The 23,914-nt window shown below is 70.2% G+C and carries 31 protein-coding genes; 7 read left to right on the forward strand and 24 right to left on the reverse strand.

What is annotated here, in order from left to right; genetic code table 11:
- Window positions 1-10 precede the first annotated feature (10 nt).
- The 5 genes from dusA to MQC88_RS12490 all read right to left on the reverse strand — a co-directional run bounded on the left by dusA (window position 11) and on the right by MQC88_RS12490 (window position 3,352).
- Complete coding sequence (gene dusA / locus MQC88_RS12470; protein WP_243322568.1) at window positions 11-1,039, reverse strand: tRNA dihydrouridine(20/20a) synthase DusA; 1,029 nt, start codon at window positions 1,037-1,039, stop codon at window positions 11-13.
- Window positions 1,040-1,088: 49 nt separating this feature from the next.
- Window positions 1,089-1,598, reverse strand: a complete 510-nt coding sequence (locus tag MQC88_RS12475) for a GNAT family N-acetyltransferase (RefSeq protein WP_243322571.1) — start codon at window positions 1,596-1,598, stop codon at window positions 1,089-1,091.
- Between the two features lie 7 nt (window positions 1,599-1,605).
- The gene (locus MQC88_RS12480) at window positions 1,606-2,031 is read right to left on the reverse strand and encodes a GFA family protein (protein WP_243322574.1); all 426 of its coding nucleotides are present in this window, start codon (window positions 2,029-2,031) and stop codon (window positions 1,606-1,608) included.
- 13 nt (window positions 2,032-2,044) lie between these two features.
- Window positions 2,045-2,782, reverse strand: coding sequence for a hypothetical protein (locus MQC88_RS12485; RefSeq protein WP_243322577.1), 738 nt, complete (start codon window positions 2,780-2,782; stop codon window positions 2,045-2,047).
- 138 nt (window positions 2,783-2,920) lie between these two features.
- Window positions 2,921-3,352 carry a copper resistance protein NlpE N-terminal domain-containing protein gene (locus MQC88_RS12490; protein WP_243322579.1) on the reverse strand — a complete coding sequence of 144 codons (432 nt, stop codon included), beginning with the start codon at window positions 3,350-3,352 and terminating at the stop codon, window positions 2,921-2,923.
- 63 nt (window positions 3,353-3,415) lie between these two features.
- On the opposite strand from MQC88_RS12490, the gene MQC88_RS12495 reads away from it, so the two are divergent.
- Entirely contained in the window at window positions 3,416-3,640 is a 225-nt protein-coding gene (locus MQC88_RS12495) for a hypothetical protein (RefSeq protein ID WP_243322581.1), read from the forward strand.
- A 150-nt stretch (window positions 3,641-3,790) separates the two neighbouring features.
- On the opposite strand, the gene MQC88_RS12500 is transcribed toward MQC88_RS12495, so the two are convergent.
- The 7 genes from MQC88_RS12500 to MQC88_RS12530 all read right to left on the reverse strand — a co-directional run bounded on the left by MQC88_RS12500 (window position 3,791) and on the right by MQC88_RS12530 (window position 8,603).
- Complete coding sequence (locus tag MQC88_RS12500; protein WP_425491631.1) at window positions 3,791-4,234, reverse strand: hypothetical protein; 444 nt, start codon at window positions 4,232-4,234, stop codon at window positions 3,791-3,793.
- Window positions 4,235-4,421: 187 nt separating this feature from the next.
- Window positions 4,422-4,865: a hypothetical protein gene (locus MQC88_RS12505; protein WP_243322582.1), complete on the reverse strand. Its 444-nt coding sequence runs from the start codon at window positions 4,863-4,865 to the stop codon at window positions 4,422-4,424.
- Between the two features lie 128 nt (window positions 4,866-4,993).
- Window positions 4,994-5,704, reverse strand: a complete 711-nt coding sequence (locus MQC88_RS12510; protein WP_243322584.1) for an HAD family hydrolase — start codon at window positions 5,702-5,704, stop codon at window positions 4,994-4,996.
- Window positions 5,705-5,892: 188 nt separating this feature from the next.
- Window positions 5,893-6,297, reverse strand: a complete 405-nt coding sequence (locus tag MQC88_RS12515; RefSeq protein ID WP_243322586.1) for an EF-hand domain-containing protein — start codon at window positions 6,295-6,297, stop codon at window positions 5,893-5,895.
- A 267-nt stretch (window positions 6,298-6,564) separates the two neighbouring features.
- On the reverse strand, window positions 6,565-6,750 hold the full coding sequence (locus tag MQC88_RS12520; protein ID WP_243322589.1) for a CPXCG motif-containing cysteine-rich protein: 186 nt from the start codon (window positions 6,748-6,750) through the stop codon (window positions 6,565-6,567).
- 134 nt (window positions 6,751-6,884) lie between these two features.
- Window positions 6,885-7,622 (reverse strand): EF-hand domain-containing protein, encoded by a 738-nt coding sequence (locus MQC88_RS12525; protein WP_243322591.1) that lies wholly within the window; start codon window positions 7,620-7,622, stop codon window positions 6,885-6,887.
- Window positions 7,623-7,805: 183 nt separating this feature from the next.
- Window positions 7,806-8,603, reverse strand: coding sequence for a lytic transglycosylase domain-containing protein (locus tag MQC88_RS12530; RefSeq protein ID WP_243322593.1), 798 nt, complete (start codon window positions 8,601-8,603; stop codon window positions 7,806-7,808).
- Window positions 8,604-8,785: 182 nt separating this feature from the next.
- On the opposite strand from MQC88_RS12530, the gene MQC88_RS12535 reads away from it, so the two are divergent.
- Window positions 8,786-9,304, forward strand: coding sequence for an adenine phosphoribosyltransferase (locus MQC88_RS12535; RefSeq protein WP_243322595.1), 519 nt, complete (start codon window positions 8,786-8,788; stop codon window positions 9,302-9,304).
- A gap of 157 nt (window positions 9,305-9,461) precedes the next feature.
- On the opposite strand, the gene MQC88_RS12540 is transcribed toward MQC88_RS12535, so the two are convergent.
- Both MQC88_RS12540 and MQC88_RS12545 read right to left on the reverse strand, forming a co-directional pair.
- Complete coding sequence (locus MQC88_RS12540; RefSeq protein ID WP_243322597.1) at window positions 9,462-9,863, reverse strand: EF-hand domain-containing protein; 402 nt, start codon at window positions 9,861-9,863, stop codon at window positions 9,462-9,464.
- A gap of 146 nt (window positions 9,864-10,009) precedes the next feature.
- Window positions 10,010-10,492 (reverse strand): hypothetical protein, encoded by a 483-nt coding sequence (locus MQC88_RS12545; protein WP_243322598.1) that lies wholly within the window; start codon window positions 10,490-10,492, stop codon window positions 10,010-10,012.
- Between the two features lie 172 nt (window positions 10,493-10,664).
- Between MQC88_RS12545 and MQC88_RS12550 the strand changes: the two genes are divergently transcribed.
- On the forward strand, window positions 10,665-10,967 hold the full coding sequence (locus tag MQC88_RS12550; protein ID WP_243322600.1) for a hypothetical protein: 303 nt from the start codon (window positions 10,665-10,667) through the stop codon (window positions 10,965-10,967).
- 71 nt (window positions 10,968-11,038) lie between these two features.
- On the opposite strand, the gene MQC88_RS12555 is transcribed toward MQC88_RS12550, so the two are convergent.
- From MQC88_RS12555 to MQC88_RS12575, 5 genes are all read right to left on the reverse strand, one after another.
- Window positions 11,039-11,410 carry a hypothetical protein gene (locus MQC88_RS12555; RefSeq protein WP_243322602.1) on the reverse strand — a complete coding sequence of 124 codons (372 nt, stop codon included), beginning with the start codon at window positions 11,408-11,410 and terminating at the stop codon, window positions 11,039-11,041.
- Window positions 11,411-11,553: 143 nt separating this feature from the next.
- Window positions 11,554-13,059 (reverse strand): L-aspartate oxidase, encoded by a 1,506-nt coding sequence (locus MQC88_RS12560; protein WP_243322604.1) that lies wholly within the window; start codon window positions 13,057-13,059, stop codon window positions 11,554-11,556.
- The gene (gene nadA / locus MQC88_RS12565) at window positions 13,059-14,087 is read right to left on the reverse strand and encodes a quinolinate synthase NadA (RefSeq protein ID WP_243322605.1); all 1,029 of its coding nucleotides are present in this window, start codon (window positions 14,085-14,087) and stop codon (window positions 13,059-13,061) included. Before nadA ends, MQC88_RS12560 begins: the two co-directional genes overlap by 1 nt.
- Before the next feature lie 61 nt (window positions 14,088-14,148).
- A complete protein-coding gene (locus tag MQC88_RS12570; RefSeq protein WP_315857113.1) occupies window positions 14,149-14,535 on the reverse strand; it encodes a putative zinc-binding protein in 387 nt (128 codons plus the stop codon).
- Complete coding sequence (locus tag MQC88_RS12575) at window positions 14,532-14,684, reverse strand: hypothetical protein (protein WP_243322608.1); 153 nt, start codon at window positions 14,682-14,684, stop codon at window positions 14,532-14,534. Before MQC88_RS12575 ends, MQC88_RS12570 begins: the two co-directional genes overlap by 4 nt.
- A gap of 231 nt (window positions 14,685-14,915) precedes the next feature.
- Between MQC88_RS12575 and MQC88_RS12580 the strand changes: the two genes are divergently transcribed.
- The 4 genes from MQC88_RS12580 (at window position 14,916) to MQC88_RS12595 (ending at window position 18,011) form a co-directional block, all read left to right on the forward strand.
- Window positions 14,916-15,752: a universal stress protein gene (locus MQC88_RS12580; RefSeq protein ID WP_243322610.1), complete on the forward strand. Its 837-nt coding sequence runs from the start codon at window positions 14,916-14,918 to the stop codon at window positions 15,750-15,752.
- A gap of 117 nt (window positions 15,753-15,869) precedes the next feature.
- A complete protein-coding gene (locus MQC88_RS12585) occupies window positions 15,870-16,946 on the forward strand; it encodes a diguanylate cyclase domain-containing protein (protein ID WP_243322613.1) in 1,077 nt (358 codons plus the stop codon).
- Between the two features lie 159 nt (window positions 16,947-17,105).
- A complete protein-coding gene (locus MQC88_RS12590; RefSeq protein WP_243322615.1) occupies window positions 17,106-17,585 on the forward strand; it encodes a hypothetical protein in 480 nt (159 codons plus the stop codon).
- A 99-nt stretch (window positions 17,586-17,684) separates the two neighbouring features.
- On the forward strand, window positions 17,685-18,011 hold the full coding sequence (locus MQC88_RS12595) for a thioredoxin family protein (RefSeq protein ID WP_243322616.1): 327 nt from the start codon (window positions 17,685-17,687) through the stop codon (window positions 18,009-18,011).
- A 134-nt stretch (window positions 18,012-18,145) separates the two neighbouring features.
- On the opposite strand, the gene MQC88_RS12600 is transcribed toward MQC88_RS12595, so the two are convergent.
- The 5 genes from MQC88_RS12600 to MQC88_RS12620 all read right to left on the reverse strand — a co-directional run bounded on the left by MQC88_RS12600 (window position 18,146) and on the right by MQC88_RS12620 (window position 23,494).
- Window positions 18,146-18,352 carry a hypothetical protein gene (locus MQC88_RS12600; protein WP_243322619.1) on the reverse strand — a complete coding sequence of 69 codons (207 nt, stop codon included), beginning with the start codon at window positions 18,350-18,352 and terminating at the stop codon, window positions 18,146-18,148.
- Between the two features lie 71 nt (window positions 18,353-18,423).
- Complete coding sequence (locus MQC88_RS12605) at window positions 18,424-19,218, reverse strand: potassium channel family protein (RefSeq protein ID WP_243322621.1); 795 nt, start codon at window positions 19,216-19,218, stop codon at window positions 18,424-18,426.
- Window positions 19,219-19,488: 270 nt separating this feature from the next.
- Window positions 19,489-20,277 (reverse strand): TSCPD domain-containing protein, encoded by a 789-nt coding sequence (locus tag MQC88_RS12610; RefSeq protein WP_243322623.1) that lies wholly within the window; start codon window positions 20,275-20,277, stop codon window positions 19,489-19,491.
- 155 nt (window positions 20,278-20,432) lie between these two features.
- Window positions 20,433-21,026 (reverse strand): hypothetical protein, encoded by a 594-nt coding sequence (locus MQC88_RS13145; protein ID WP_425491632.1) that lies wholly within the window; start codon window positions 21,024-21,026, stop codon window positions 20,433-20,435.
- Between the two features lie 284 nt (window positions 21,027-21,310).
- Complete coding sequence (locus tag MQC88_RS12620; RefSeq protein WP_243322625.1) at window positions 21,311-23,494, reverse strand: adenosylcobalamin-dependent ribonucleoside-diphosphate reductase; 2,184 nt, start codon at window positions 23,492-23,494, stop codon at window positions 21,311-21,313.
- Window positions 23,495-23,914 lie beyond the last annotated feature (420 nt).

Consider the following 23,914-nt stretch of genomic DNA (forward strand, 5'->3'; position numbering starts at 1 on the left):
GCTCGACGGATCAGGCCGCGGACGCGGCCCCGACGGTGGCGAAGGCGCCGGTGGCGGCGAGTGCGCGCTCGACCAGCCCCCAGTCGGCACCGGGTTTGTGCGCGCCTTCGCTCAGTACCTGGCGGAACGCGCGGCCGCCGCGCTCGCCATTGAACAGGCCCAGCAGGTGGCGGGTGACATGCTTGAGCGCGACGCCCTGCGCCAGCCAGGCTTCGACCCGCGGGCGCAGCGCGCGCAAGAGCTCGGCGCGGGTCTGCAACGTGCCGCCGAACCACGCCACGTCGAGCCGGTGCAGCAGGTAGGGATCATGGTAGGCGGCGCGGCCCAGCATGGCGCCATCGACGTGCTGCAGGTGCGCGGTGGCTTCTTCGGCCGTCGCGATGCCGCCGTTGACCACCACCTGCAACCGCGGGCGCTCGCGCTTGAGGCGGTAGGCCCAGTCGTAGCGCAGCGGCGGCACCGTGCGGTTCTCCTTCGGCGACAGGCCCTTGAGCCAGGCGTTGCGCGCATGCACCACGAACGTGCGGCAGCCGGCCTCGGCGACGTGGTCGATGAAGGCGGCAAACACCTCGTAGCGTTCGTCGTCGTCGAGGCCCAGCCGGCACTTCACCGTGACCGGGACCGGCCGTGGCAGGTCCGCCAGCGCCGCGATCATCGCGCCGACCGCATCGGCCACCAGCGCCGGCTCGCGCATGAGGCAGGCGCCGAAGCGCCCGGCCTGGACCCGGTCGGAGGGGCAGCCGCAGTTGAGGTTGATCTCGTCGAAGCCGGCCAGCGCGCCGATCCTCGCCGCCTGCGCCAGCAACGCCGGTTCGCTGCCACCGAGTTGCAGCGCAACCGGATGCTCCACCGGATCCAGCGCCAGCAGCTTGGCGCGGTCCCCGTGCGTCACCGCGTTGGCATGCACCATCTCGGTGTACAGGCGCGCATGCGGCGCGAGGATGCGGTGGAACACCCGGCAATGGGTATCCGTCCAGTCCATCATCGGGGCGACGGACAGGCGCAGGTCATCCATGGCGATGGCGGCGGAAGCGGGCATGCGCCGCGCATTGTAAGCGGCCGCCCGGTGCGGGCCGTCAGCGTCGCGCTCAGGCCGGCGGCGGTTGCCAGATCATGTGCACGTCGGCGCGTGCGTAATGCGAGCCAGGCCGCGGCGCCGGGTGGTGGACGAACCCGGCGCTTTCGTACAGCGCGAGCGCGGGCGCCAGGAAGCTGCTGGATTCCAGGTACAGCTCACGGCCACCAAGCTCCACATGGGCCTGGATTGCCGCCAGCAGGAGGGCGCGACCGATGCCCGCGCCGCGCAGGTCCGGCTGCACCGCCATCTTGGTCAGTTCGTGGACGCCGTCGCCGTCGTTGCGCAGCGCCACCGTGCCCACGGCGCGTTGCGCATCGCCCTCGCCCAGCAGCGCGAACAGCACCTGCCCGCCGCCAGCCAGCAAATGTGTTTCCGGGTCGTGCAGCACCTGTTCGTCGATCGGCTCGACCACGAACCAGCGGCGCAGCCATTCCAGGTTGAGGCGGGCGAAATCCTCGCGCCAGCGGGATGAGAACTCGACGATGCGCACGCCCGGCGCGGCAGCGTGGTAGATCGTCATGGCATTGTCATCCGCGCGCCAGGTGGGCGATCGCAGCGGTCGCGGCCTCGCGGTCGCCGTCGTCGAAAGGCACGATCTCCAGCGACGCGACCGTGCCCGGATCCAGGCAGCGCGCGTTGACGTCGATGCCGTCGGGATGGCTGCGCGGCACGTAGAACGCCTTGATGCCGCAACGGCGGCAGAAGCGGTGCTTCGCCGCGCCGGTATTGAAGGTGTATTCGGCCAGGTCCTCGGCGCCGGACAGCAGCCGGAAGCGTGCCGTCGGCACGATCAGGTGCCAGAAGCCGGCCATGCGGCAGATCGAGCAGTTGCAATCCAGCACCTGCAAGGCTGCAGGCGCATCGACTTCGAAACGCACGCGCCGGCAATGGCATCCGCCCCGGTGCGTGACCAGGGCGGGAGCGGCGCTGTCGGGCTGGAGGGGGGCGTCCACCCGCCCAGTTTAATCAACCTTTGCCGTGGCCCTTGCCCTTGTCGGAGTTGCCCTTGCCCGGTTTGGATTTTCCGGAATTGCCCTTGCCGGAATTGCCATGGTCGGACTTTCCGGAGTTGCCCTTGCCGGAATTGCCGCGGACGCCGGAGTCGCCGCGATCGGACTTGCCCGAATTGCCCTTGCCGGAGTTGCCGTGCCCCCCCGACTTTCCGGCATTGCCGTTGCCCGGATGTTCGAACACGGCGATGCCGTCGGGGCCGCGGCCGCGATCCGGGAATTCGATCCGCAGGCTGTCGTCGATCCGGATCGGGCGCGCCCAGCGATCGTAGGTCGGCACGAAGCCCTTCTTCAGTCGATGGAACTCGGGCGAACCCGGCTTGATCCCCAGGCGCTGCGCGAGCACGCCCCACCCCTGGCCATGGTCCTGCTGCCATTGGTCGGCGACGTAGCGGCACGGTTGGCCGATCACCTGCGCGATTGCGCAGGCGTAATACACGTCGCCCGGCGCCCAGCGCTGGTTGACCAGCAGGTCGGTCACCAGGTCGCGCGGCGCGCCGTAATAGCGCGCCATCTCGTCGACGAACGGCTCGCGGTAGCGATAGCCGTACTGGTTGATGTCATTGAGGGTGTTGTCGACCCAGACATCGCCGGTACGCGGGTTCCAGCCGAACACGAAATCCTGCGCGGCGACGCCGCCGGCTGCGGTCGAAAGCGCTGCGGCCAGCGCCAGTGCCTTGAACGTGCGGTGCATGCGGGTGTCTCCGATCCGGGAAGGGGTGTCGCGGCAAGTTCGCGCGATGCTGCGTGCCGTTATCCGCAGGACGATTGCACATCTTCCAGCGCGCCGCTGAATCCTGCGCCAATGATGCCGAGCGGTCGCCACGGGGGTTCACGGTGCGGTCGTTGCCGTGACTGGTACGAGAAAATCCGCGGCACCCGACGCCAGCGACCGGCCGTGCCGGTCGCGCGGCTGCAGCCGCCCGTCGGGCAGCAGGCCATACGTGCGGCGGCTGCCGGTATCGGCGTGCAAGCGCAACAACGCACGCTCCTGGCGCCACTGCCCGGTCTCCACGAAACGCGCGCCGCCGTCAGCCGCCTGGAAGGCCTCGGTCAACGTGTAGCGCCGCGCCGCGCCATCGCGTCGCAACAACAGTTTGGTGTCGATGGCTTCGCAGTCGGCGCACGGCAGGCGACCCTGCCACTGGATGCTGCCGCCGCCGGCGTCGAGGGCCGGGGCGCGGGGGCCGGAAGGCGGCGGCGCATCGCAGCCCGCCAGCGCAATGCACAGCAGCAGGACGGGCGCTGGAAGGAGCCGTGGCATGCCTCGATTGTGCCGCAGCGCCCTGCACGTCGCCATGACGCCGGGCTGCCTACGCTGCGCGCCATGGCCCTGCACCCGCACGCACTCCAAGACCAGGCGCTCGGCGACGAGGCCGCCCGCAGCGCGAAGCAGCGCCGCTTCTGGTGGGCGGCACTGGTGGTCGCGATCGTGCTCGGTGCATATGCCGGCGCGCTCGCCTGGGTCACCAAGCGCGTCGAGGCTGGCGTCGAACGCAGCATCCAGCCCTTGCCAATGATGATGCAGGACCGCCCGCCCGACGGCGGCTAGCCGGCCGGCATTGCGCAAACCGGCGTCTCGCAGCCAGCTGCATTTCGACAATCCGCCTCCGCGGAACCTCCGTGCCCCATGCCGAACCGGAACCGAGCCTTCGCGCCGCGCGGCGGCTGCGGCTGTTTCGATCGTCCGTGTCCGCCGCGCCTAGCGGGCTTCGAGCACGAACTTGCCGAACGCCACCCCGATGTCCCAGCCCTGCCCGGTCCCGGCCAGCGCCAGCGAGACGTCGCCCTTGGTCATCGCCTGTGCCTTGCTCGACTTGACCGCGCCGGCATGCGCTTCGGCGGTGGCATAGGTACCCAGCACGTCGCGGATGTCGTGCACGCCCGAGAATTCGCCGGTGCCGTTTTCGATCCGCGACTTGCCGAAGCTGAGGCCGCCGCCCTTGGCGCTGATCCGCACCGCCATGCGCTGGCCGTTGTCGCAACTGACGGTGCCCTCGCCGGAGGCGGTCTTGTAGAACACCGACCAGCCGGCGAGGTCGAAAGTGAGCTTGCAGTCGACTTCACCGGCGGCGCGCGCGGGGGCGGCAGCCAGCAGCAAGGCGAACGCGGCAGGCAGCAGGAGCAGCGTGGCAGGCCTGGACATGGCAACCTCATGGAAGCGGACGGAGGCGCGAGCGTAGCGCGCCGGCGGTCCCGGCGGCGACAAGGGACAGCGGCCCGCGAGCGAAACGCAAGCGGCGCCGGTCATCGACCGGCGCCGCGGGGGTTGGGCAACCAGGCGTCTGGGGTCAGGCGTGGCCGGGATCCCGGCGATGCCGGACCCGCCATGCTCAGTCGTCGTCGTGCCAGCGGCGGTCGTAGCGATCGTACCTGTCGTAGCGGTCGCGGTCATAGCGCGCGTCGTAGTACTGCACCTTGCACTTGCCGTGCTTGTTGCACTTCATGTCGCGGCTGCCAGGACCGTTGCGGTAATAGCCATAGGCGTTGCCGTACGGAGGGCCGCTGCGATGGCCGCTGCGGTAGTCGTAGCCGCGCGGGACCATGCGGTAGTAGACCAGGCGGCCGTAGCGGTCGCGGCTGGCAACCAGGCGGTCGTTGTAACCGTAATCGCCGTAACGGTAATACGGTACGCCGCTGCGCAGCACGACATCGGCGACGTCGACCAGCACCCGTGTCAGGCTGTCCTGGGCCTGCACCGGCGCCGGCGCCATTGCGCCGAAGCCAAGCCCGGCGGCCAGGACGGCAGGGGCGAACCAGTGGGACAGCTTGTTCATGGCTTCCTCCTTGCGGGTCCGCGACGGTTTCGCGGACTCGGGGAACACCATGCGACGGCCACGGTGAACCGGTTTTTAACCGCGCCAGCGGCAGTCAGGCGGCATTGGGAAACGCGCGGCGCGCATGCTCAGGCGGCGATGGCGCGCACCGCGGCCGGCAAATCCGCGGGCGTGGCGGCATGGCGCACGCGTGCGGCCATGCCCGCGCCCAGCTCCGCCTCGGCCTCGTGCGCCCAGGTCACGTGGTAGGGCATGTGCACGCCCCACCCGCCCAGTTCGACCACCGGCACGATGTCCGAGCGCAGCGAGTTGCCGATCATCACGAACTGCGACGGCGCCAAGCCGAATTCGCCCAGTACCCGGGCATAGGTCGCGGCATCCTTCTCGCTGACGATCTCGATCCGCGGGAACAGGTCGGCCAGTCCCGATTCGCGCACCTTGGCCTCCTGGTGGAACAGGTCGCCCTTGGTGACCAGCACCACCTGGTGTTCGCCGGCGATCTGCGCGACCGCCTCGCGGATCCCCGGCAGCAGCTCGACCGGATGCCGCAGCAACGACTTTCCCAGTTCGACGATGCGCTGCAGGTCGACGGCGGCAATGCGCGCCGAAGTAATCTCGATCGCCGCCTCCAGCATCGACAGGGTCATGCCCTTGGCGCCGTAGCCGAACAGGGCCAGGTTGCGCTTTTCGACCGCGTACATGCGATGTTGCACGTCCCCCAGGTCGACGTAGGCGGCGACGATGCGTTCGAACTGCGCCTGCGCATCGCGGTAGTAGTCCTCGCTGCGCCACAGCGTGTCGTCGCCGTCGAAGCCCACGAGGCGGATGTCGTTCTGCATCGGCGCAGTGTAGGACGCGCGATGGCGCACGTCACCGCCAGCGCGCAAAAAGGGAGGGCGGTTCGCACCGCCCTCCCTGCCACAACCTTGTTGTCGTTATGCGGCTGCCCCTGCAGCGGCAAGCCGATCGGGGGGCGCCTCACGGCGTGCCGCGGCTGTCCTGCCGGCGGCCATCGCCGGCGTCTGCATCAGCTGCCGGAGTGGCCGCCGCCCTTGCCGTTGGCGGCGAGGTAGGCCTTGTACTCGTCGGTGGTCAACGCACCGTCCTTGTCGGCATCGGCGGCGTCGAACGACTGGCTCAGGGTGTCGATGGGCGCGGCTTCGGTCTTGGTGAGCTTGCCGTCCTTGTCGGCGTCCAGGTCCGACCAGGTCACCTTCCTGGCATCGGCTGCCGGCTGCGCAGGCGTCGCCGGCGTGGCCGCGGTGCCGGCCTGCGGATCGGCAGGTGTCGCGGGCGTTGCCGGAGTCGCCGGCTGTACCCGGGCATTCTCGTGGGCGGTGGTGCTGGCGTTGGCGTCCTGTGCAAAGGCCAGCGGCGCGGACGCGGCCGCGGCGATGGCGAGGCCCAGGGACAGGAGATGGCGGGAAGTCATGAAGGTGTCGCTCCGTGGAAAGGGGGATTGGAGGTGCGGTCTGCGCCGCGCCGACACGTTGCAACCGCGTCGATGAACCGCAACGCGCGCTGAATCGTTAACACAACGTTCGCTTAACCCCATCGCGGCGCCGATGCGCTAGCGCGGCCGGCGCCGCGCGGTCGCAACACGCCGCAGCCCCGCGCGGCAAGTCGATGCGCGCCGCGTGTCCCGGTGTTGGGGAGGGCGCTGTCAGCCTGAATACAACACAACCTTCACGCCGATGGCTCAGGCGTCGCCTTCCGAGCGCGCTTCCACTCGCCACTGGTCGTCGTCGACGGCCAACGTGATCGAGATCGGCCGGCAACAGACCTGGCAATCCTCGATGTAGTGCTGGTTGCCGGCGGACCCGTCGACCAGGATCTCGATCGACTCGCCGCAATACGGGCACTGGATGATGGCGCTGGGCAACATGGAGAGACTCCGGTCAATAGCGGCACGCTGGCCGCGGTGTCGTCGCCACTGCGCCAATCAACAGCCCCATCGAGCGACGCAAGAAAGTGGGCGCCCGAACGGCGCCCGCTTGGTTGCCGCGATTGCGTGCCGTGTTACGGCTGCGCCGGCACGTCGGCCTTGGCGTAGGTGCGGTATTCGGCGTCGGTGACGAAGCCGTCGCCGTCACCGTCCATGGCCGCGAACTCCAGGCTGGTGTCGGCTTCGGCCTCGGTGGCGCTGATCTTGCCGTCGCCATCGGCATCGAGGCGGCCGAATACATCGCGCGTGACCACCGCCGAATGCGCCTGGGCATGCGCGACGCCCTGCGAGGTGTCCATCGCGCCCTTGGCCGATGCGCGGTACTCGGCGTCGCTGACGAGGCCGTCTCCGTCGGCATCCATGGCCGCGAAATCGAAGTCGGCATCGGCTTCAGCTTCGGTTGCGCTGATGCTGCCGTCGCCGTCGACATCGAGCGTGGCGAAGACACCACGCGTGGCGACCGCCGAATGCGCCTGCGCGTGCGTCGCGCCCTGCGCCTTGGCCTCGCCCGCGACCTGCGCATCGACCGCGACCTGCGACGGCTGCGTGGTCTGCACATCACCGGCCGGCGGCGGAATCTCGTGCTGCATTGCGGCCGAGACCGCGGCCTCTGCACGCGGGCTGGCCTGCGTCGGCAGGGTCGGTGCCTGCGGCATGGCAGGTGCCGGCAGCGTCGCCGGGGCGGTCGGCAGCTGGGCCTGGGCATGGCCGGCGCCGTTCAGCGCCCCCTGTACGCTCTGCGCCAGCGCCAGCGGGGAAAAGACGGCGGCGGCCAGTGCCACCGCGAGCATGTTTCGGTTGCGTGCGTGCATGGTGTTCTCTCCTATCGGGGGGACTCGCGACGCCAGGCATCGCGGAGTGCGCACCTTCGTCCCTCGGCGATGTACGGGCGGTGAGCCATGGGCTGAATGCAGCGGCGTTTAACGCACTGCGAAGATCGCGTTAGCGCGGCAGCCGACAAGTTGAAGGGCGCGTGAGGATGCTGCGGCGAAGCGCTACCGGCTCGCGCCCGCGCGGCCGCCCAATGCGGCGCGATAGGCGGCATGCAATGCCTGCACGCGCGCGACGTAGGCCTGGGTTTCGGCATACGGCGGCACCCCGCCGTACCGCGCCACCGCACCGACCCCGGCGTTGTAGGCCGCGGCCACCAGCGACAGGTCGTCGTGGTAGCGGCGCTGGAGCTGCTGCAGGTGGCGTGCACCGGCACCGATCGACTGATGCGCCGAATACGGGTCGTGGACGCCGTATGCGCGCGCGACCGACGGCAACAGCTGCATCACCCCCTGCGCGCCCTTGGGCGACAGGGCATGCGCGTCGAAACCGCTCTCGGCGTGCGCGATCGCGCGCAGCCAGGCGTCATCGACACCGGTCGCCCTGGCCGCGGCGCGGAACTGCGCTGCGTAGACATCCGTGCGCGGCTTGCCGGGCGTGCCCATGCCCGCATGCGCGGGCGAACCTGGTGGCGTGCGCACCGTGATGCCGAGCACCCTCGTCGAACCCGGCAGCTTGCGCGTGCCGTACACCGTGCGGCCATCCTGCTGCCGCTCGTACAACGTGCCTTGCACCACGCCCAGCGCGCCCCACAGGTTGGGCACGACGGCGGCATCGTCGGCGATCGCATGCGCCTTGCAGCGGGATCCGGGTTCCGGCGCGGTGGCCAGGCTGACCGTGCCGTCGCGCACGCAGCGATACACGGTGCGCGCCTGCGCGACCGGCACGATCGCGGCCAAAAGCAGCACCGCCGGCAACAGCCAGCGGACGCCGGAGGCCATGCCTGGGCCGGTATCGTCCATGCACGCAGTCTGGGGGCGCGTTCGGGTCCGTCCAAGGGCGGATGGTTGGCTGACTTCCGGCCTGCTTGGGGAGTTGGCGACGCTGCGCTTCGCGCGACGGCATCCGGGTCGGCGCGCCACGCCGCTGCAGGCGCCGAGGGATCCGCGATAGCATCGCCTCCGGTTCCGGGGAGAAGAGCGCAATGGCCGGCTGGCAGGACCTGATCCGCGACGTTGTCGATTTCCCGAAGCCCGGCGTGGTGTTCAAGGACATCACCCCGCTGCTCGCCGACGCCGATGGCTTCAATGCCGCGATCGACGTGCTCGCCGCGCCGTGGCGCGGACTGGCGCTGGATGCGGTGTTCGCCATCGAGTCGCGCGGCTTCATCCTCGGCGCCGCGGTGTCGCGGGTGCTGGGCACGGGCTTCGTGCCGCTGCGCAAGGCCGGCCGGCTGCCGGCGCCCATCCACGCGCAGGAATACGCGCTGGAATACGGCAGCGACCGCCTGGAGGTCCATGCCGACGCCGTGGCGCCGGGCGCACGCGTGCTGATCGTCGATGACGTCCTGGCCACCGGCGGCACCCTGCAGGGGGCGCTGGCGCTGGCGCGGATGCAGGGCGCGCAGGTCGCCGGTGCGTCTGTGCTGATCGAACTGGCCGCCCTGCATGGCCGTGAGCGCTGGGACCGGCAATTGCCGCTGGAAGCGGCGATCGTCTGCTGATCGCGTCAGCGCGGTCGTCGCGGACGCGGCGAACCGACCTTCAGCACGCGCCGGCGGTCAACCGCAGCGACACACCCGCCATCGCGCCACCGCCCCACCGCAGTGCGAAGATCGCGCGACGCCGGACCGGCAGCGCGACGATCGTGCCGTTCGGCGGCTATTGGCCCGCCGCGGCCATGTTGGCGCGATGGGTGACGATTTCGTCGGCGGACAGCTGGCCATTGCCATCGGCATCGGCCGCGGCGAAGTGCTCGTAGAGCATTTCGGTCGCCGACAGTTCATCCGGCGTGATGCCGCCGTCGTGGTTCTTGTCCATCTGCTCGAAGGTCAGGCCGGCGCTGGTGTCGTTGCCGTCGGCGCTTGCAGCCGGGGCGGGGACGTCGGCGTTCGGCGCGGGCGTGGTCGCGTACGGATCCTGCGTGGGCGTGGTCGCCGCGGCCGGTGCGGTGTCCGCTGCCGGCTTGGCCGCGTCTTCGTCGGGCACGCTGCGGTTGCAGCCCGTCAGCACCGCGAACGCGGACAGCAGCAGGATCGGCAGGACGATGGGGGTAGGCTTCATGGGCAGGCTCCGGGTTGGCCGGACGCCAGGGCGACATGCCCGCGCGTCCTGTGCGGTGGCGGCAAGCTCGCAAGCAACGCGTTAAGGCGAAGCGACGATCGCATCAGGATGCCCCCGCGCACGCATTAACACCCGCCCGCACCGGGTCACTGCAATTGTGGCAGCGGCAGCTCCGGCGCGGCGGTCATCTCGATCATCACCGCGCCACCGGGGTTGTTGCTGCGGATGGTGAAGCGGTTGTCCTGCAGCAACACGATGTCCACCGGATAGGTGATGCTTTCCTCGGTCATCGTCAGCTGGCCATCGGCGTAGTGCCATTGACCGCTTGCCGGGGTGCCGCCGGGCGTTTCCATCAGCAACGTGCCATCGCCCAGGAACGCGTAGGTGCTTCCGGCTGCGACGGCGGAACTGCTGGTCACGCGCCACACGCGGTCGACGAACGCCGGCCTGCCTGCATCGGCCGGCGGCGGCCCGGCGGTGGCGCCAGTCGCCGACGGCACGGGCGTGGCCGGGGTCGGCGCGGCCGCGGTTTCCCGCGGTGTCGTCGCTTCCCCGGGTCCGGCCGGTGGCGGATTCGCGTTGCAGGCAGCCAACGCCACGAGGCTCGTGGCCAGTATCAGCTTGCGCATGGAAGGTCCTTTTGCTCGATCGAGGCAGGCAGCTTAGGCCGGCGGCATGCGAATGCCGCGTCAGCGATCCGGGACACGTTGGTCATTCCACGTTCACGCTCCCGATCCGCGCTCACGCCGCGTGCACCCGGCTTGCTCGACCGTGCGGGCACTGCCCGCCCAGGAATGCCACATGGATGGCACCGGTCCGCAACCTGCCAGCCCCGCCGAACTCGAGGCAATGCTGCAAGCGCTCGACGCCGATCTGCCGCGGCTGCAGCAGGGCAGCGGTGGCGTGTTCAGGCTCGCCAACGCCTGGGCCGAGCGCCACGACGCCATCCTGGCGCAGGCGCCACCGGCATTGCGCGACTCGATCGCGGCGCGACTGGAACGGATCGGCATCCGCTGGGGCCTGGTGCCGGGGGCGCGCGTCACCCGTGAGTTCCCGGCCCTGCAACCGCTGCCGCTGTTGCGGCGGCGCATCGCGCAGCGCTAGGGGCCACCGTCAGGCGTATTCGCGCCTACGGACGTTGCGCGCCGGCGCGCGCAAGCGCGCCGGATTCGCCGTCATTCCGCATCAGCCTCGATCTTCACGCCGCGCACGCTGTTCTCGACGATGGTAACGACGAAGTCGCGCTCGCCGTCATGCTTCTTCACCAGCACGTCCTCGCCATCGTCGACCTCGATGTCGTAGCGCGATCCCGCCTGTGCCTGCAGGGCATCGCGCACCGCGCGCGCCACCCCGTTCTCGGAGCGGCCGTTGGCGACGTCGACGGTGGCGCGGATCGGTTCGCCCACCGCTGGCGCCAGCTCCAGCACGATGCGGCCGGCCGATTCGGCGTTGCCGCTGAACTCCAGCCGCCACTTGTTCTCGACGCCGTCGGCGAGCGCGGCCGACGCCACCAGCCCCACGCACAGCCCGAAGATCCACTTGCGCATGACTTGCTCCTTTGCGGGATTGCGCGGGCAGCAATAGCCATGGCGTGGTTAACCGACGGTGAGAGATTCCGAAAATCGCCGCAAAGGCCTTCGGCTGCGCGGTAGCGGGTGACCTGCCCGCGGCCAGACGCCACGCATCCACATCATTGCGCGGAAATGCGACGTTGGCCGTCGGCGGCGACATGGGCATCGACGGATGCAACACCATCGTCGCGCCAATGCGCGCCCAGGTTGCCGGGACGGCGCCGCGCGGCGTCGAGTAGCGCCGCCGCCAGTCGTGCCTGCCAGCCTTCGGCGGCCAGCGCCTGCAGTTCGTCCTGCGCCTGCAGTTCGTCCTGCGCCTGCCGCATCGACTCGACGCTGCGCACGGGACCGGCGGCGCTCCACAGCAACCGGCGCAGGGCGGCGCGGTCGGCGGCGTCCAGGCCGGGCCCGCGCCGCAGCAGGCGGGTGCTTGCGCCAGGTCGCGTGGGCATGCACGTCCGTTGCGCGGCCACTTCCCCGGTGCGGCGACCGCACACCACGCCTTCCAGCAACGAATTGCTGGCCAGGCGGTTGCCGCCATGCACGCCACTGCAGGCGACCTCCCCGACCGCATACAGGCCCGGCAGCGAACTGGCCCCGTCCGCATCCACGGCGATTCCGCCCATGTGGAAATGCGCCGCCGGCGTGACCGGGATCGGCATGCAGCGCGGATCGATGCCCTGCGCCACGCACGCCGCCAGTACCGTCGGGAAGGCGGCCTCCCAGCCTTGAGGCAGCGATGTGGCATCCAGCGACACCGGACCCGCGCGCTGCGCCTGCCAGACCGTGCGCGCGACGATGTCGCGCGGCGCCAGGTCGGCCATCGGGTGGAAGTCCATCAGCAGGCGGCCGCGGTGGTCGCGCAGGCGCGCGCCCGCGCCGCGCAGCGCTTCGGTGACCAGCGGCAGCGTCGCGCCGCCGGTGGCCAGCGCAGTGGGATGGAACTGCACGAACTCCAGGTCGCGCATGCGCGCACCCGCGGCCTGCGCCAGCGCCAGTCCCGAGCCGGTGCAACCGGCTGGATTGGTGCTGTGCGCGTACAGCGCCCCGAGTCCGCCGGTGGCCAGCACCACCGCCGCGGCCTCCACCACCTCGCTGCAGCCTGCGGCGTCGCGCAGGCGCACGCCCACGACCGCACCATCGCGCAGCAGCAGGGCGTCGGCGTCGACCTGCTCGCGCCATTGGATGTGCGCCGCGGCGCGCGCGCGCGCCAGCAGCGCCGCCGTCACCCGCGCACCGGTGCGGTCGCCGCCGGCATGCACGATCCGCGCCACGCCGTGCCCGCCCTCGCGCCCGAGCGCGAGACCGGCCTGGTCGCGGTCGAACGCGACGCCCTGCGCCTGCAGCCAGGCGATCGCCGCCGGCGCCGCCGCGGTCAGCCGCAGCACCATGCGGATGTCGTTGTGCCAGGCGCCGGCGGCGGCGGTATCGCGTGCGTGCGCCCAGGCGCTGTCGCCGGGCGCCAGCGCCGCGGCGATCCCCCCTTGCGCCAGCAGGCTCGAACCGCCTTCGCCGCTGCGTGCGCGGTTGACCAGCAGCACCGGCGCCGGCGCCGCGGCCAGCGCGGCGCTGAGCCCGGCGATGCCGTGCCCGACCACCACCAAGGGCTGCCGCGGCGCGGCCACTACACCGTTTCCCTGCGTCCCACCGCCAGCATCCGCTCGAGCGCGGCGCGCGCACGCGCGGCGACGTCGGGCGCTATCACGATCTCGTTTTCGAGGTCGCGCAGGCAGTCGAAGATCTTCGGCAGCGTGATCTTCTGCATGTGCGGGCACAGGTTGCAGGGCTTGATGAATTCCGTCTCCGGGAAGCGCACTCGCAGGTTGTCGGCCATCGAACATTCGGTGACCAGCGCCACCCGCGCCGGGCGCTCGCGTTCCAGCCAGCGGGTCATGCCGCTGGTGGAGCCGACGAAGTCGGCCTCGGCCAGCACCCCCGGGCCGCATTCCGGGTGCGCCAGCACCACCGCGCCGAAGCGCTCGCGCGTATGCCGCGCCTGCTGCGCGGTGAACTGCTCGTGCACCTCGCAGGTGCCATGCCACAGCACCAGTTCAACGCGGGTGCGCCCGGCGACCCACTGCCCCAGGTAGTTGTCGGGCAGGAAGATCACCTTGTCGGCGCCCATCGATTCCACCACCTGCACGGCGTTGGCCGAGGTGCAGCAGGCGTCGGATTCGGCCTTCACCTCCGCCGAGGTGTTGACGTAGCTGACCACCGGCGCGCCGGGATGCCGCGCGCGCAGCGCGCGCACGTCCGCGGCGGTGATCGAGGATGCCAGCGAGCAGCCGGCCTCGCGGTCCGGGATCAGCACGGTGCGATGCGGCGCCAGGATCTTGGCGCTCTCGGCCATGAAGTGCACCCCGCACAGCACGATCAGGTCGCTGTCGCAGTCGGCCGCGGCCTGCGCCAGCGCCAGCGAGTCACCGGTGATGTCGGCCACGCCGTGGAAGATTTCCGGCGACTGGTAGGTGTGGGCCAGCACCAGCGCCCCGCGCTCGCGCTTGAGCGCGCGGATGGCGTCGATCCACGGCAGGTGCAGCGGCACTTCCAGGCAGGGCATCACCCGCTCCAGGGTGGCGCGCAGCTCCGCATGGTCGTCAAGCAGCGTGTCGCGCCATTGCGGTGCCGCCACGGCGGTGTCGGTGCCTGGCATGTCGGTCTCTCGGGGACGTGGGGGAATGGCGTTGATCGCCGGTGGCAGGCGGCGCCCGGGCTCAGGGATCATCGGCGGCGTTGCGGGGGCGCAGTGCCTGCGCCGCCGGCAGCACGACCTGCGCATACACGCCGGCGGCCTGCGCCGGGTCGAAGTCCGCGTGCTTGCGCTTGCGCACGCCGTGCTCGGACAGCAGCACGTGGTGGTCGGCGACCACGCCGGCATTGGCCAGGCAGGCCGACACGCACTTCAGCATGCAACCGTCCAGCGCCAGGATCGGACGCCCGGCCTGCGCGGTGCGCACCAGCCCGGTGACGCCGCCGCCGACGCCGGCGATGCACGACATCTCGGCCACGCCATCACGATCGAGCCGCAGCGCCAGGTGGTTGGCCATCTGCGCCGCGCTGGAACACCCCGAGCACGAGTACACCAGCGGCAACGCACTCACGGCGCGGGCGTTTGCGCAGCGTCGGCGCCGGCGCTGTCGTCGGCGTGCGTGTCGCGCGCCGGCAGCTGCCCGTCCAGGCCGGCGGCCTGCCGGAACTCGGCCACGCCGTTCCAGCACTGCAGCGCGTATTCGAAGGCAAGCTCGGGCATCGCGGCACCCCGCGGGATTGGGGTTGCCAGCTTGCCGCTGGCGCCCGCGCGCGGCCCTGACATGGGTCAAGCGCGGGCCGGGCCTGGTCGATCAGCCGGTCTGTTCGCGCGAGGCCCGCCCAATCCCGGGCCAGGGCTGCATTGAACTGCCCCGCCAGCCCCGTTGATCGGGGTCAAGCTGCAGCCGCGCCGCTTGCGGGATACTGGGCCATCGCACACGGGAGCGTCGCCATGGTGCCCAGGGACCTGGTCGTGTTTCTCGAAGAGCGCCAGCCATGGTCCGGACGGCTCGCGTTCGCGGCCAGCCTGGCGCGCCACTGGCAGGCGCACCTGATCGCCACCTACGTCGCCCATCCGCTGGCGCTGGATCCGCATGCCGGATTCGCCATCGGCCCGGCGCTGGCGCAAGTCATCGCCGACCGCGATGCCGCCTCCGCGGCGGCGCAGGAAGACGCACGCGCTGCCTTCGCCGGCCTCACCGAGCGCCGCAGCTTCAGCGCCGAATGGCGGGTGGCGCGCGACGACACCGGCGAAGCGTTGATGCTGCACGCGCGCCACGCCGCGCTGGCGATCATGGGGCCGCCGTATCGCCAGCGTCCTGAACCCTCGGCGCTGGGCATGGCCGAGCAGATGATCCTGGCCTGCGGCCGCCCTTGCCTGCTGCTGCCGGACGCCTGGCCCGGCGATCGCCTGCCGCGGCGCATCGTCGCCGGCTGGAACGGCAGCCGCGAAGCCACCCGTGCCATCGCCGATGCGATGCCGCTGCTGGCCGAAGCCGGGTCCGTGCACCTGGTGGTCGTGCCCGAAGCCGGAACCGTGGTGCCGCACGGCGCCGAACCCGGCGCCGACATGGCCACCCACCTGGCGCGCCACGGCGTGCCGGTCACGCTCGAGCAATGCCGCGGCGACGACGCCGGCGCGGCGCTGCTGGCGCGCTGCGCCGCGCTGGACGCCGACCTGCTGGTGATGGGCGCGAAGGGCCGCTCGCGGATCAGCGAAGTCGTGTTCGGCGGGGCCACCCGCACGGTGCTGGCGCAGGTGTCGCTGCCGGTGCTGCTGTCGAGCTGAGCGAGGCGGTCGCGCCAGCGCCGCGCCGCCCTGCAGGCCGGGCAGGCAGGAGGCACGACCGCACGCATCGTTGCGGATTCACCCCGGCTTGCCGCCCGGTCCGCGATCCTCGTGCCGATGACCAGCCCCGGCTCTTCCAGTTTCCGGGCTTCCGACGAAGCCACGATCGATGACCAGGCCGAGCTGGGGCTCCTGAAGGCGGAGCTTGCCGCGGTGCAGGCCGAGCTGCGCGCGTCCCGCGAGGCGCAGGAACGCAACCACAGTGCCTTGTGCGCGATCGCCGACGGCATCGCCATCGTGGATACCGCCGGATGCGTCACTTGCCTCAATCCGGTGGCGTCCCACCTCACCGGTTGGCGGGAAGAGGCCTGTCTGGGCCGGCCGCTGGGCAACGTGGTGCAGTTCACCGACCACCACGGCCGCTCGATCGACGTGTTGGCCGAGGGTTTCTCCAGCGACCTGGAGGCCAGCGTGTCCCTGGTCCGCCGCGACGGCCATTGCATCCTGGTCGACGGCGCGGTGTCGCCGGTGGAGGGCCGCGACAAGCGCCCGCTCGGGGCGGTGGTCACGTTCCGCAACGTGACCGCCTCCACCCGCATGGCGCGCGAACTGGCCTACCACGCCAACCACGACCCCCTGACCGGGTTGCAGAACCGGCGCGCCTTCCGCGCGCAGCTGCAGCGCGCGATCGGCAACGCCGGCAAGTTCCACAATGGCAATGCCCTGCTGTACCTGGACCTGGACCGGTTCAAGGCGGTCAACGATGGCGGCGGCCACCGCGCCGGCGACGAGTTGCTGCGGCGGCTGGCCGTGCTCGTGCGCAAGCAGCTGCGCGAGCACGACACCGTCGCCCGCCTGGGCGGCGACGAGTTCGCCGTCCTGCTTGAGAACTGCACCGCGAAGGGCGCCGCCCACGTGGCGGGGAAGATCCGCGACGCGGTGGCCGCGCTGGCCTTTTCCTGGGGCGGGCGCGAATTCCGCATCGGCGCCAGCATCGGCCTGGTCACGTTCGACGACGGCAACCGGACCGTCGAGCAACTCATGGCGACCGCCGACAGCTTGTGTTACGCCGCCAAGGATGCCGGACGCGACCGCGTGGCCATCCACGACCCGGCAGGCCCGCGTACCCTGCCGGGCGCGCACGCGGCGTCCAGCCGCCGCGACGGCCGCAGGCAGGACGTCGCGGGCGCCTGAGTGCGGCGACGGCGCGCGCGCCGGTGCCACCGGCGATGCTCGCGCTTGCGGCGGGCATCGTCGGCCACCGCCCGACGCGGTTCCACTTCCACATCCACCATCCGCGCGGGCGCATTGCGGTTGCATGCCCTTCACGCGCGATCGCATGGAATCGACTGCATGCGCAACGCCCTGCCGATCCTGATCGTGCTCGCGCTCGCCAGCTGCGCGCAGCCGGTGCGTACCCCGCCGCCCTCGGCGCAGGCGCCCGTCACCGACACCACGCCCTTGCGCTTCACCGTCCAGGCGAGCAGGAACGACGCCTGGAACGCCATCGGCCAGATCCTGGTGCGCACGCCCGGCGTCCGCTACGACGGCCGCGCGCAGATGCTCGGCCTCAACGCAGTCCGCTATCGCGGCGAAGCGCTGATGCTGCTGGCGCGGGCGCTGCCGTTGTCGCACACCATCAAGACGCTCACCACCGAGGTGAGCGTCACCACCACCCACGGCAAGCCGATGCACAGCGACAATGCGGCGGAGTTGCTGGCGTTGCTTGCACGGCAATTGCCGGCGGAGATCGAAAGTGTCAAGGCAGGCCTGGCCGCGCAGCAGAAGACGAAACAGAAGACCGGCACGGGAAAGAAGGAGCGCAAGATGTGACGCTGCCTGCGCTGGTCGTCCTAACGCTCGGCCCTGGCGTCCACGCGAAGGCAGCGCAACCTGCACGCTCGATCCCGCCCGCGACACCGAAGGAGCCCGATGAGCCAGCACGATGCGTCCTACCAGGCAGCAGCACCGGAGCCGGCGGCGGTGGCCGCGAGGCCCGGCTTGCTCCTGCTCGATTTCGGCACCGACTGGTGCGGCCACTGCATGGCCGCGCGCGCGGCGGTCGACGACTGGGTCCATGCCCATGCCGGCATCGACCACCTGCGCGTGGAGGATGGCCGCGGTCGCCCGCTCGGACGTGCCTACCGGGTCAAACTGTGGCCGACGCTGGTGCTGCTGCGCGACGGCGAAGAGATCGCGCGCGCGGTGCGGCCGCGCGCGGCGCCCGACTTCGAGCCGCTGGACGCGGCATTGCGCTAGCAGCACGGCCTCCGCCAGTGCGCAGGACTTCCGCCGCGTGAATGCGATTCCCGGCCACGGCAGCGTGCGGATTGCGATTGCGCGTTAGTTGCCGCCGCCGCCCTTGGCTTGGCCCGGCGATGGCTGCACCACGTTCAAGGCCTGGGTGCGTTCAACCAGGTCGGCGAGGAAGCGGCGTGCGCGCGCCATGCTGGCTGCGGCTCGTCTTCCACCAGGTAGGCATTGAGCATCAGCAGCTTGCCGTTGAGCAGCAGCGCGGCGCCGGCGCAATCCACCACAAGCTGCACCGGCGGGCCGTTGATGACGCCCGTGATCGGCAGGCGGACGGCGAAGCGGACCACGCCGCCATCCTGCGAATTCAAGGGTGGTGAACCTCACCCCGCTTTTTCCTGCATCCTTCAGGAATGCCTGCTTAGTTGGCGTCCGCGCCTGCTGCCGCCGCCCCGGCCCCCGCTTTCGCCTCCAGCGAGGTGCGCAATTGGGAGATTTCATCGGCAAGCCGCGCGACTTCATTCGCGCGCAGCTGACCGGTCTCGACGTCGCGCCCGACGAAAAAGCTCGCGAGAAGCGCGGTGACGTAGCCGAACACGGCAAAGGCATACAGGGAAAGCAGGATGCACAGCACGCGGCCTGCAGCGGTCTCCGGCCAGTAGGCGGACCCCATGGTGGTCATGATCATCCCCGTCCACCACAGCGCATCGGCAAACCCGTCGAAGCCCCGCTCGCCCGCGGGGTCGTTTTCGAATGCATACATGCCCGCCGCACCCGCCACCGTCACCAGCAGGGTCAGCACCACGACGTACGGCGCGCCGCGCCGGCCCAGCGTGTGTCCCAGCGCGCGCATCCCGCGATTCAAGGAACTGACGATCCGCACCACTCGAGCCCCGCGAGCCAGCCGCGCGGCGCGGGCCAGGCGCAGTACGCGCACCATGCGCAGCATGCGTAGCGCCGGTGCCAGCAGGGCGACAGCCTTCAACCAGTTCCTGCGGACATAGCTCCATTTGCGTGGTGCAAGCACGTAACCCACCACGAACTCGACGACGAAAGCCGCCCAGATCGCCGAGCCTGCAATCTCCATCCAGCGCCGGCCGCCCCAGACCGCTTCCACGATGAAAAGCGCCAGCCAGACAAAGGCCAGCACGATCATCGGCAATTCAAGGCGCGCCTGGAAACGCAGCAGGGTGGTATAGCGACCACGCGTGTTCACGCGGCGACTTCCTCAGGTGTCGGAGATGCGGCCGCCCGCGCCGTGGGCATGCGGACCGGGACGTCGGCGGTTGAAGTCCCGATGTCCGGATCCGCTCTTGCTCTTGGGGGCAAGACTACCCTACGACGTCGTGCGTCGATGGAGCGTCATCTTTCAAACGGAACTGCCTTCTGGTCCATTTCCTGGACCCGATGGGATTCGCCCGGGGATGCGCACGGGCGCACGGGGATGATCAGTTGCCGGTCGTGGAGCGTTCGCCGGGCAGCGATGTCACCCGCACTTCGAATACCCGCAATTCAAGCAGGTAGCGCACCCGTCCATGATCACCACCGCCTTGTTGCTGCACTTGTGGCACATGGTGGCGCTGGGCGGGAACGACGCGCCGTCGCCGGTGACCTCGATGTCTTCCTCGTGCGCGGGGGCGACCAGGGCGCCGCCCATCTCGCCGGCGACGCTTATTTCAGCGTTTTTTTTTGAGCGTTCCTCGAACGCGCGGCGCTTCTCGGCGATCAGCGCGCGGCGCTCCGGGCTCATCTCCGGGTCGTGGATCATGCCGATCGACTTGAGGTGGTCCTCGACGATCATGCCCAGCTCGGCCACCAGCGAGGGCATGTACACGCCGCCGGCCTTGAAGTAGCCGCCCTTGGGGTCGAACACGGCCTTCATCTCCTCCACCAGGAAGGTGACGTCGCCGCCCTTGCGGAACACCGCGGACATGATCCGGGTGAGCGCGACGATCCACTGGAAGTGGTCCATCGACTTGGAATTGATGAAGATCTCGAACGGGCGCCGCTGCTCGTGCTCGCTGCCGGCGTTGAGCACGATGTCGTTGATGGTCACGTACATGGCGTGCTCCACCAGCGGCGACTTGATCTTGTAGGTGCTGCCGATCAGCACTTCCGGGCGCTCGATGCGCTCGTGCATCTGGATCACGTCGGCGGTGGGCAGTTCGGCCTCCGCCACGGCACGCGGGACCGCGTCCGCCTGCACGGCTTTTGCCTTGTCTTCGGGGGTGACGACGGCGTAGCCCTTGATTTTCTTGTCGATCTTGACGGCCATGAGTGTTCCTGGAAACGGTTGTCGCGCAAGTGGTGCCAGTGGTTTCGGTGTTGCGGGCTTGCCGGTGGGCGCGGGGATGACGGCCTGCCCCGTACCCTGCTTCGCCGTGCGAAGCGGCCCCTCGCCCCGCGTCGGCGGGGCGAGGGGATAGCGCCTTACCTCTTCTTTGCGGCCTTGCGCGCGGTCTTCTTCGCCGGGCGCTTGGCTGCGGACTTCTTGGCGGCCTTGCGGGCCGGTGCCTTTTTGGCCGCCTTCCTGGCCGGCGCCTTCTTCGTGGCCTTGCGGGCCGGCGACTTCCGCGCCGTCGCCTTCTTCGCCGCGGTCTTCTTCGCCGGGCGCTTGGCGGTGGTCTTGCGGACGGCCTTCTTCGCCTTCGCCGCCGTCTTCCTGGTGGCCTTCCTGGCAGCGGCCTTCTTCGCGGTCGCCTTCCTGGCGGCCTTCTTCACCGCCTTCTTGGCGGACTTCTTCTTGCCGACGCCCTTGCGCTTGAGCGCGGCGGCTTCCTTCTTGGCGCTGGCGCTGGCCGAGGCGAGTTTCTTCTTCGCCGCGCCGACCGCCTTGCCTGCCGCCTTCTTCGCCTTGCTCACGGTCTTCTTGGCGGCCTTCTCAGCCTTCTGCGCGGACTTCTTCACCGACTTGACCGCGGCGCCTGCCTTCTTCGCGACCGCGCTGCCGATACCCGATGCCGTCTCGGCCACCGCTTCGGCTGCGTTGGAAAGGGTCGCCGTCACCCCGTTGCCGTTGCTCATTTGCCTTCCTCGTCAGTAATCGTGGGCTTGCTCGTGGACCACGCACGCGGGACGTCCGTGGAACACGCCGATCCTATACCTGCCACGTGCGTGAGTGGAACGTGTGCGCACGTGGCCGGGGCCGGCGAGGTTGGCGCCGCGGGTGTCGATGCAAGCCCGGCCCGGATCGCATCCGGAGGCGATGACGGCGCCTCCCGCCGTTGTCGTCCCGGGGCGCCGGCCGCGACCGCTTTCCATTCGCCATCGCGGCCGGAAAGCGGACGCCCCGTTGCGTCCGGGACCAGTCAGAACTTGCCGTAATAGCCCTCTTTGAGCGCGTCGAACAGGTTGGCGGCGGTGTGCATCTCGCCGTCGTACTCGATCTGCTCGTTGCCCTTGACCTCGACCACGCTGCCGTCGTCCAGCTCGAACCGGTACAGGGTGTTTTCCAGGTCCGCCTCCTTGACCAGCACGCCCTGGAAGGCGGCCGGGTTGAAGCGGAACGTGGTGCAGCCCTTCAGGCCCTGCTGGTGGGCGTAGCGGTAGATGTCCTTGAAGTCCTCGTACGGGTAGTCCGTCGGCACGTTGGCGGTCTTGGAGATCGAGGAGTCCACCCACTTCTGCGCGGCGGCCTGGACGTCGACGTGCTCGGTCGGGCTGATGTCGTCGGCGGAGATGAAGTAGTCCGGCAGCCTGGCTTCGGGTCCTTCCGCGAACGGCATCGCCTTCGGGTTGACCAGCTCGCGGTAGGCCAGCAGCTCGTAGGACCAGACGTCGACCTTTTCCTTGGTCTTCTTGCCTTCGCGGATGACGTTGCGGCTGTAGTGGTGGGCGAACGACGGCTCGATGCCGTTGCTGGCGTTGTTGGCCAGCGACAGCGAGATCGTGCCGGTGGGCGCGATCGAGCTGTGGTGGGTGAAGCGGGCGCCGACCTCGGCCAGCGCGTCGACCAGCTCCGGCGCGACCTCGGCCACGCGCTGCATGTAGCGGCTGTAGCGCGCGTGCAGCACCTTGCCCTCGATCTCCTGGCCGACCTTCCAGCCGTCGCGCGCCATTTCCGGGCGCTTGCGCAGCATCTCGGCGGTGACCGCGAAACGCTCCTCCATGATCGGCGCCGGGCCCTTCTCCTGCGCCAGCGCCAGGCCCGTTTCCCAGCCGGCCACGGCCATCTCGCGGGCGATGCGCTCGGTGAACTCGCACGATTCCTTCGAACCGTACTTCATCTTCAGCATGGTCACGGTGCTGCCCAGGCCCAGGAAGCCCATGCCGTGGCGGCGCTTGCGCATGATCTCGTCGCGCTGCTGCTGCAACGGCAGGCCGTTGACCTCGACCACGTTGTCGAGCATGCGGGTGAACACGCGCACGACTTCCTTGTATTCCTCCCAGTCGAAGCTGGCCTGGTCGGTGAAGGGCCGGTGCACGAACTTGGTGAGGTTGACCGAGCCCAGCAGGCAGGCGCCGTAGGGCGGCAGCGGCTGCTCGCCGCAGGGGTTGGTGGCGCGGATCGTCTCGCACCACCAGTTGTTGTTCATCTCGTTGACGCGGTCGATCAGGATGAAGCCCGGCTCGGCGTAGTCGTACGTCGAGACCATGATCATGTCCCACAGGTGGCGGGCGCGGATGTGGCCGTAGACCTTGCAGGCGACCATGCCGTCGTCGCGGGCGATGTAGTTCTTGTGCGTCGGCCAGTCGCGCCAGACCACGCTGGCGGCATCGTCCAGGTCGATGTCGCCGCGCTCCTTGGCGTTGATCGGGAACACCAGCGGCCAGTCGCCGTCGCTGGCGACCGCGTCCATGAAACCGTCGGTGATCAGCAGCGAGAGGTTGAACTGGCGCAGGCGCCCGTCCTCGCGCTTGGCGCGGATGAAGTCCTTCACGTCCGGGTGCGATACGTCGAAGGTACCCATCTGCGCGCCGCGGCGGCCACCGGCTGAGGACACGGTGAAGCACATCTTGTCGTAGATATCCATGAACGACATCGGGCCCGACGTGTAGGCGCCGGCGCCGGCGACGAACGCCCCGCGCGGGCGCAGGGTCGAGAACTCGTAGCCGATGCCGCAGCCGGCCTTGAGCGTCAGCCCGGCCTCGTGGACCTTGTCGAGGATGCCGTCCATCGAATCCTCGATGGTGCCGCTGACGGTGCAGTTGATGGTGCTGGTGGCCGGCTTGTGCTCCAGCGCGCCGGCGTTGCTGGTGATGCGGCCGGCGGGGATCGCGCCGCGGCGCAGCGCCCAGACGAAGCGCTCGTTCCAGTACTGGCGCAGCTCGGCGGTCGGCTCGGCGTCGGCCAGGGCGCGGGCGACGCGCTGGTAGGTGCCGTCGATGTCGGCGTCCACGGCCTCGCCGGCCTTGGTCTTGAGGCGGTACTTCTTGTCCCAGATGTCGGCCGACGCCGGCTGCATCGGGATCTCGCGGTCGGCCGCGGCCTGCTCCTCGCCCGTGTTCACTGCCATGCCGGTGTTCACCGCCTCCAGCCGCACTGTGCTCATCCGTCCCTTCTCCTCGTCCTTGCGCGCGGCTGCTGCCGCGTCGTTGTTGTTGTCTGCCGGGCCGCTCGGGCGGGCACGGCCGGGTATGTCTGACACCGGGACGGGGATGCGTCGGCGCCAGCATGCGCGCCGCCCCGTGTCTGCGTCGTGGTGTCGATCGGGCCGCACGTGGCCCTGGCATTTGCACGCATCCGCCCACCCCCGTCGCGTGTTGCCAAGCGCCCGGCAAGCGGTTCGGACGGCAAGGCTGCCTGCCCGGCGCCAACCCCAGTGCTTGGGCCCTGGCCGCCCCGCACACCCCAAGATGTTGTGGCGGGACAGGGAGCCAAGCTATCCGGGGCCCGGGCCGGTGTCAACCGGATCGAGCAGGTCCCACGGCGCGGCCACGATTGCGACGCGGCGCCCCCGGGGGAACACCGG

The sequence above is a fragment of the Cognatiluteimonas sedimenti genome (assembly GCF_022808325.1).
GTDB classification, from domain to species: Bacteria; Pseudomonadota; Gammaproteobacteria; order Xanthomonadales; family Xanthomonadaceae; genus Cognatiluteimonas; species Cognatiluteimonas sedimenti.

Bases quoted from the DNA above. Each gene is read 5' to 3' on its own strand.
- MQC88_RS12520 (WP_243322589.1), bottom strand. From the start codon at position 6,750: ATGTTGCCCAGCGCCATCATCCAGTGCCCGTATTGCGGCGAGTCGATC.
- MQC88_RS12595 (WP_243322616.1), top strand. From the start codon at position 17,685: ATGAGCCAGCACGATGCGTCCTACCAGGCAGCAGCACCGGAGCCGGCG.
- MQC88_RS12540 (WP_243322597.1), bottom strand. From the start codon at position 9,863: ATGAAGCCTACCCCCATCGTCCTGCCGATCCTGCTGCTGTCCGCGTTC.
- MQC88_RS12580 (WP_243322610.1), top strand. From the start codon at position 14,916: ATGGTGCCCAGGGACCTGGTCGTGTTTCTCGAAGAGCGCCAGCCATGG.
- MQC88_RS12505 (WP_243322582.1), bottom strand. From the start codon at position 4,865: ATGAACAAGCTGTCCCACTGGTTCGCCCCTGCCGTCCTGGCCGCCGGG.
- MQC88_RS12490 (WP_243322579.1), bottom strand. From the start codon at position 3,352: ATGCCACGGCTCCTTCCAGCGCCCGTCCTGCTGCTGTGCATTGCGCTG.
- MQC88_RS12590 (WP_243322615.1), top strand. From the start codon at position 17,106: ATGCGCAACGCCCTGCCGATCCTGATCGTGCTCGCGCTCGCCAGCTGC.
- MQC88_RS12500 (WP_425491631.1), bottom strand. From the start codon at position 4,234: ATGTCCAGGCCTGCCACGCTGCTCCTGCTGCCTGCCGCGTTCGCCTTG.
- MQC88_RS12475 (WP_243322571.1), bottom strand. From the start codon at position 1,598: ATGACGATCTACCACGCTGCCGCGCCGGGCGTGCGCATCGTCGAGTTC.
- MQC88_RS12510 (WP_243322584.1), bottom strand. From the start codon at position 5,704: ATGCAGAACGACATCCGCCTCGTGGGCTTCGACGGCGACGACACGCTG.
- MQC88_RS12535 (WP_243322595.1), top strand. From the start codon at position 8,786: ATGGCCGGCTGGCAGGACCTGATCCGCGACGTTGTCGATTTCCCGAAG.
- MQC88_RS12525 (WP_243322591.1), bottom strand. From the start codon at position 7,622: ATGCACGCACGCAACCGAAACATGCTCGCGGTGGCACTGGCCGCCGCC.
- MQC88_RS12530 (WP_243322593.1), bottom strand. From the start codon at position 8,603: ATGGACGATACCGGCCCAGGCATGGCCTCCGGCGTCCGCTGGCTGTTG.
- MQC88_RS12545 (WP_243322598.1), bottom strand. From the start codon at position 10,492: ATGCGCAAGCTGATACTGGCCACGAGCCTCGTGGCGTTGGCTGCCTGC.
- MQC88_RS12550 (WP_243322600.1), top strand. From the start codon at position 10,665: ATGGATGGCACCGGTCCGCAACCTGCCAGCCCCGCCGAACTCGAGGCA.
- MQC88_RS12620 (WP_243322625.1), bottom strand. From the start codon at position 23,494: ATGAGCACAGTGCGGCTGGAGGCGGTGAACACCGGCATGGCAGTGAAC.
- nadA (WP_243322605.1), bottom strand. From the start codon at position 14,087: ATGCCAGGCACCGACACCGCCGTGGCGGCACCGCAATGGCGCGACACG.
- MQC88_RS12555 (WP_243322602.1), bottom strand. From the start codon at position 11,410: ATGCGCAAGTGGATCTTCGGGCTGTGCGTGGGGCTGGTGGCGTCGGCC.
- MQC88_RS12610 (WP_243322623.1), bottom strand. From the start codon at position 20,277: ATGGCCGTCAAGATCGACAAGAAAATCAAGGGCTACGCCGTCGTCACC.
- MQC88_RS13145 (WP_425491632.1), bottom strand. From the start codon at position 21,026: ATGAGCAACGGCAACGGGGTGACGGCGACCCTTTCCAACGCAGCCGAA.
- dusA (WP_243322568.1), bottom strand. From the start codon at position 1,039: ATGCCCGCTTCCGCCGCCATCGCCATGGATGACCTGCGCCTGTCCGTC.
- MQC88_RS12495 (WP_243322581.1), top strand. From the start codon at position 3,416: ATGGCCCTGCACCCGCACGCACTCCAAGACCAGGCGCTCGGCGACGAG.
- MQC88_RS12485 (WP_243322577.1), bottom strand. From the start codon at position 2,782: ATGCACCGCACGTTCAAGGCACTGGCGCTGGCCGCAGCGCTTTCGACC.
- MQC88_RS12575 (WP_243322608.1), bottom strand. From the start codon at position 14,684: ATGCCCGAGCTTGCCTTCGAATACGCGCTGCAGTGCTGGAACGGCGTG.
- MQC88_RS12585 (WP_243322613.1), top strand. From the start codon at position 15,870: ATGACCAGCCCCGGCTCTTCCAGTTTCCGGGCTTCCGACGAAGCCACG.
- MQC88_RS12515 (WP_243322586.1), bottom strand. From the start codon at position 6,297: ATGACTTCCCGCCATCTCCTGTCCCTGGGCCTCGCCATCGCCGCGGCC.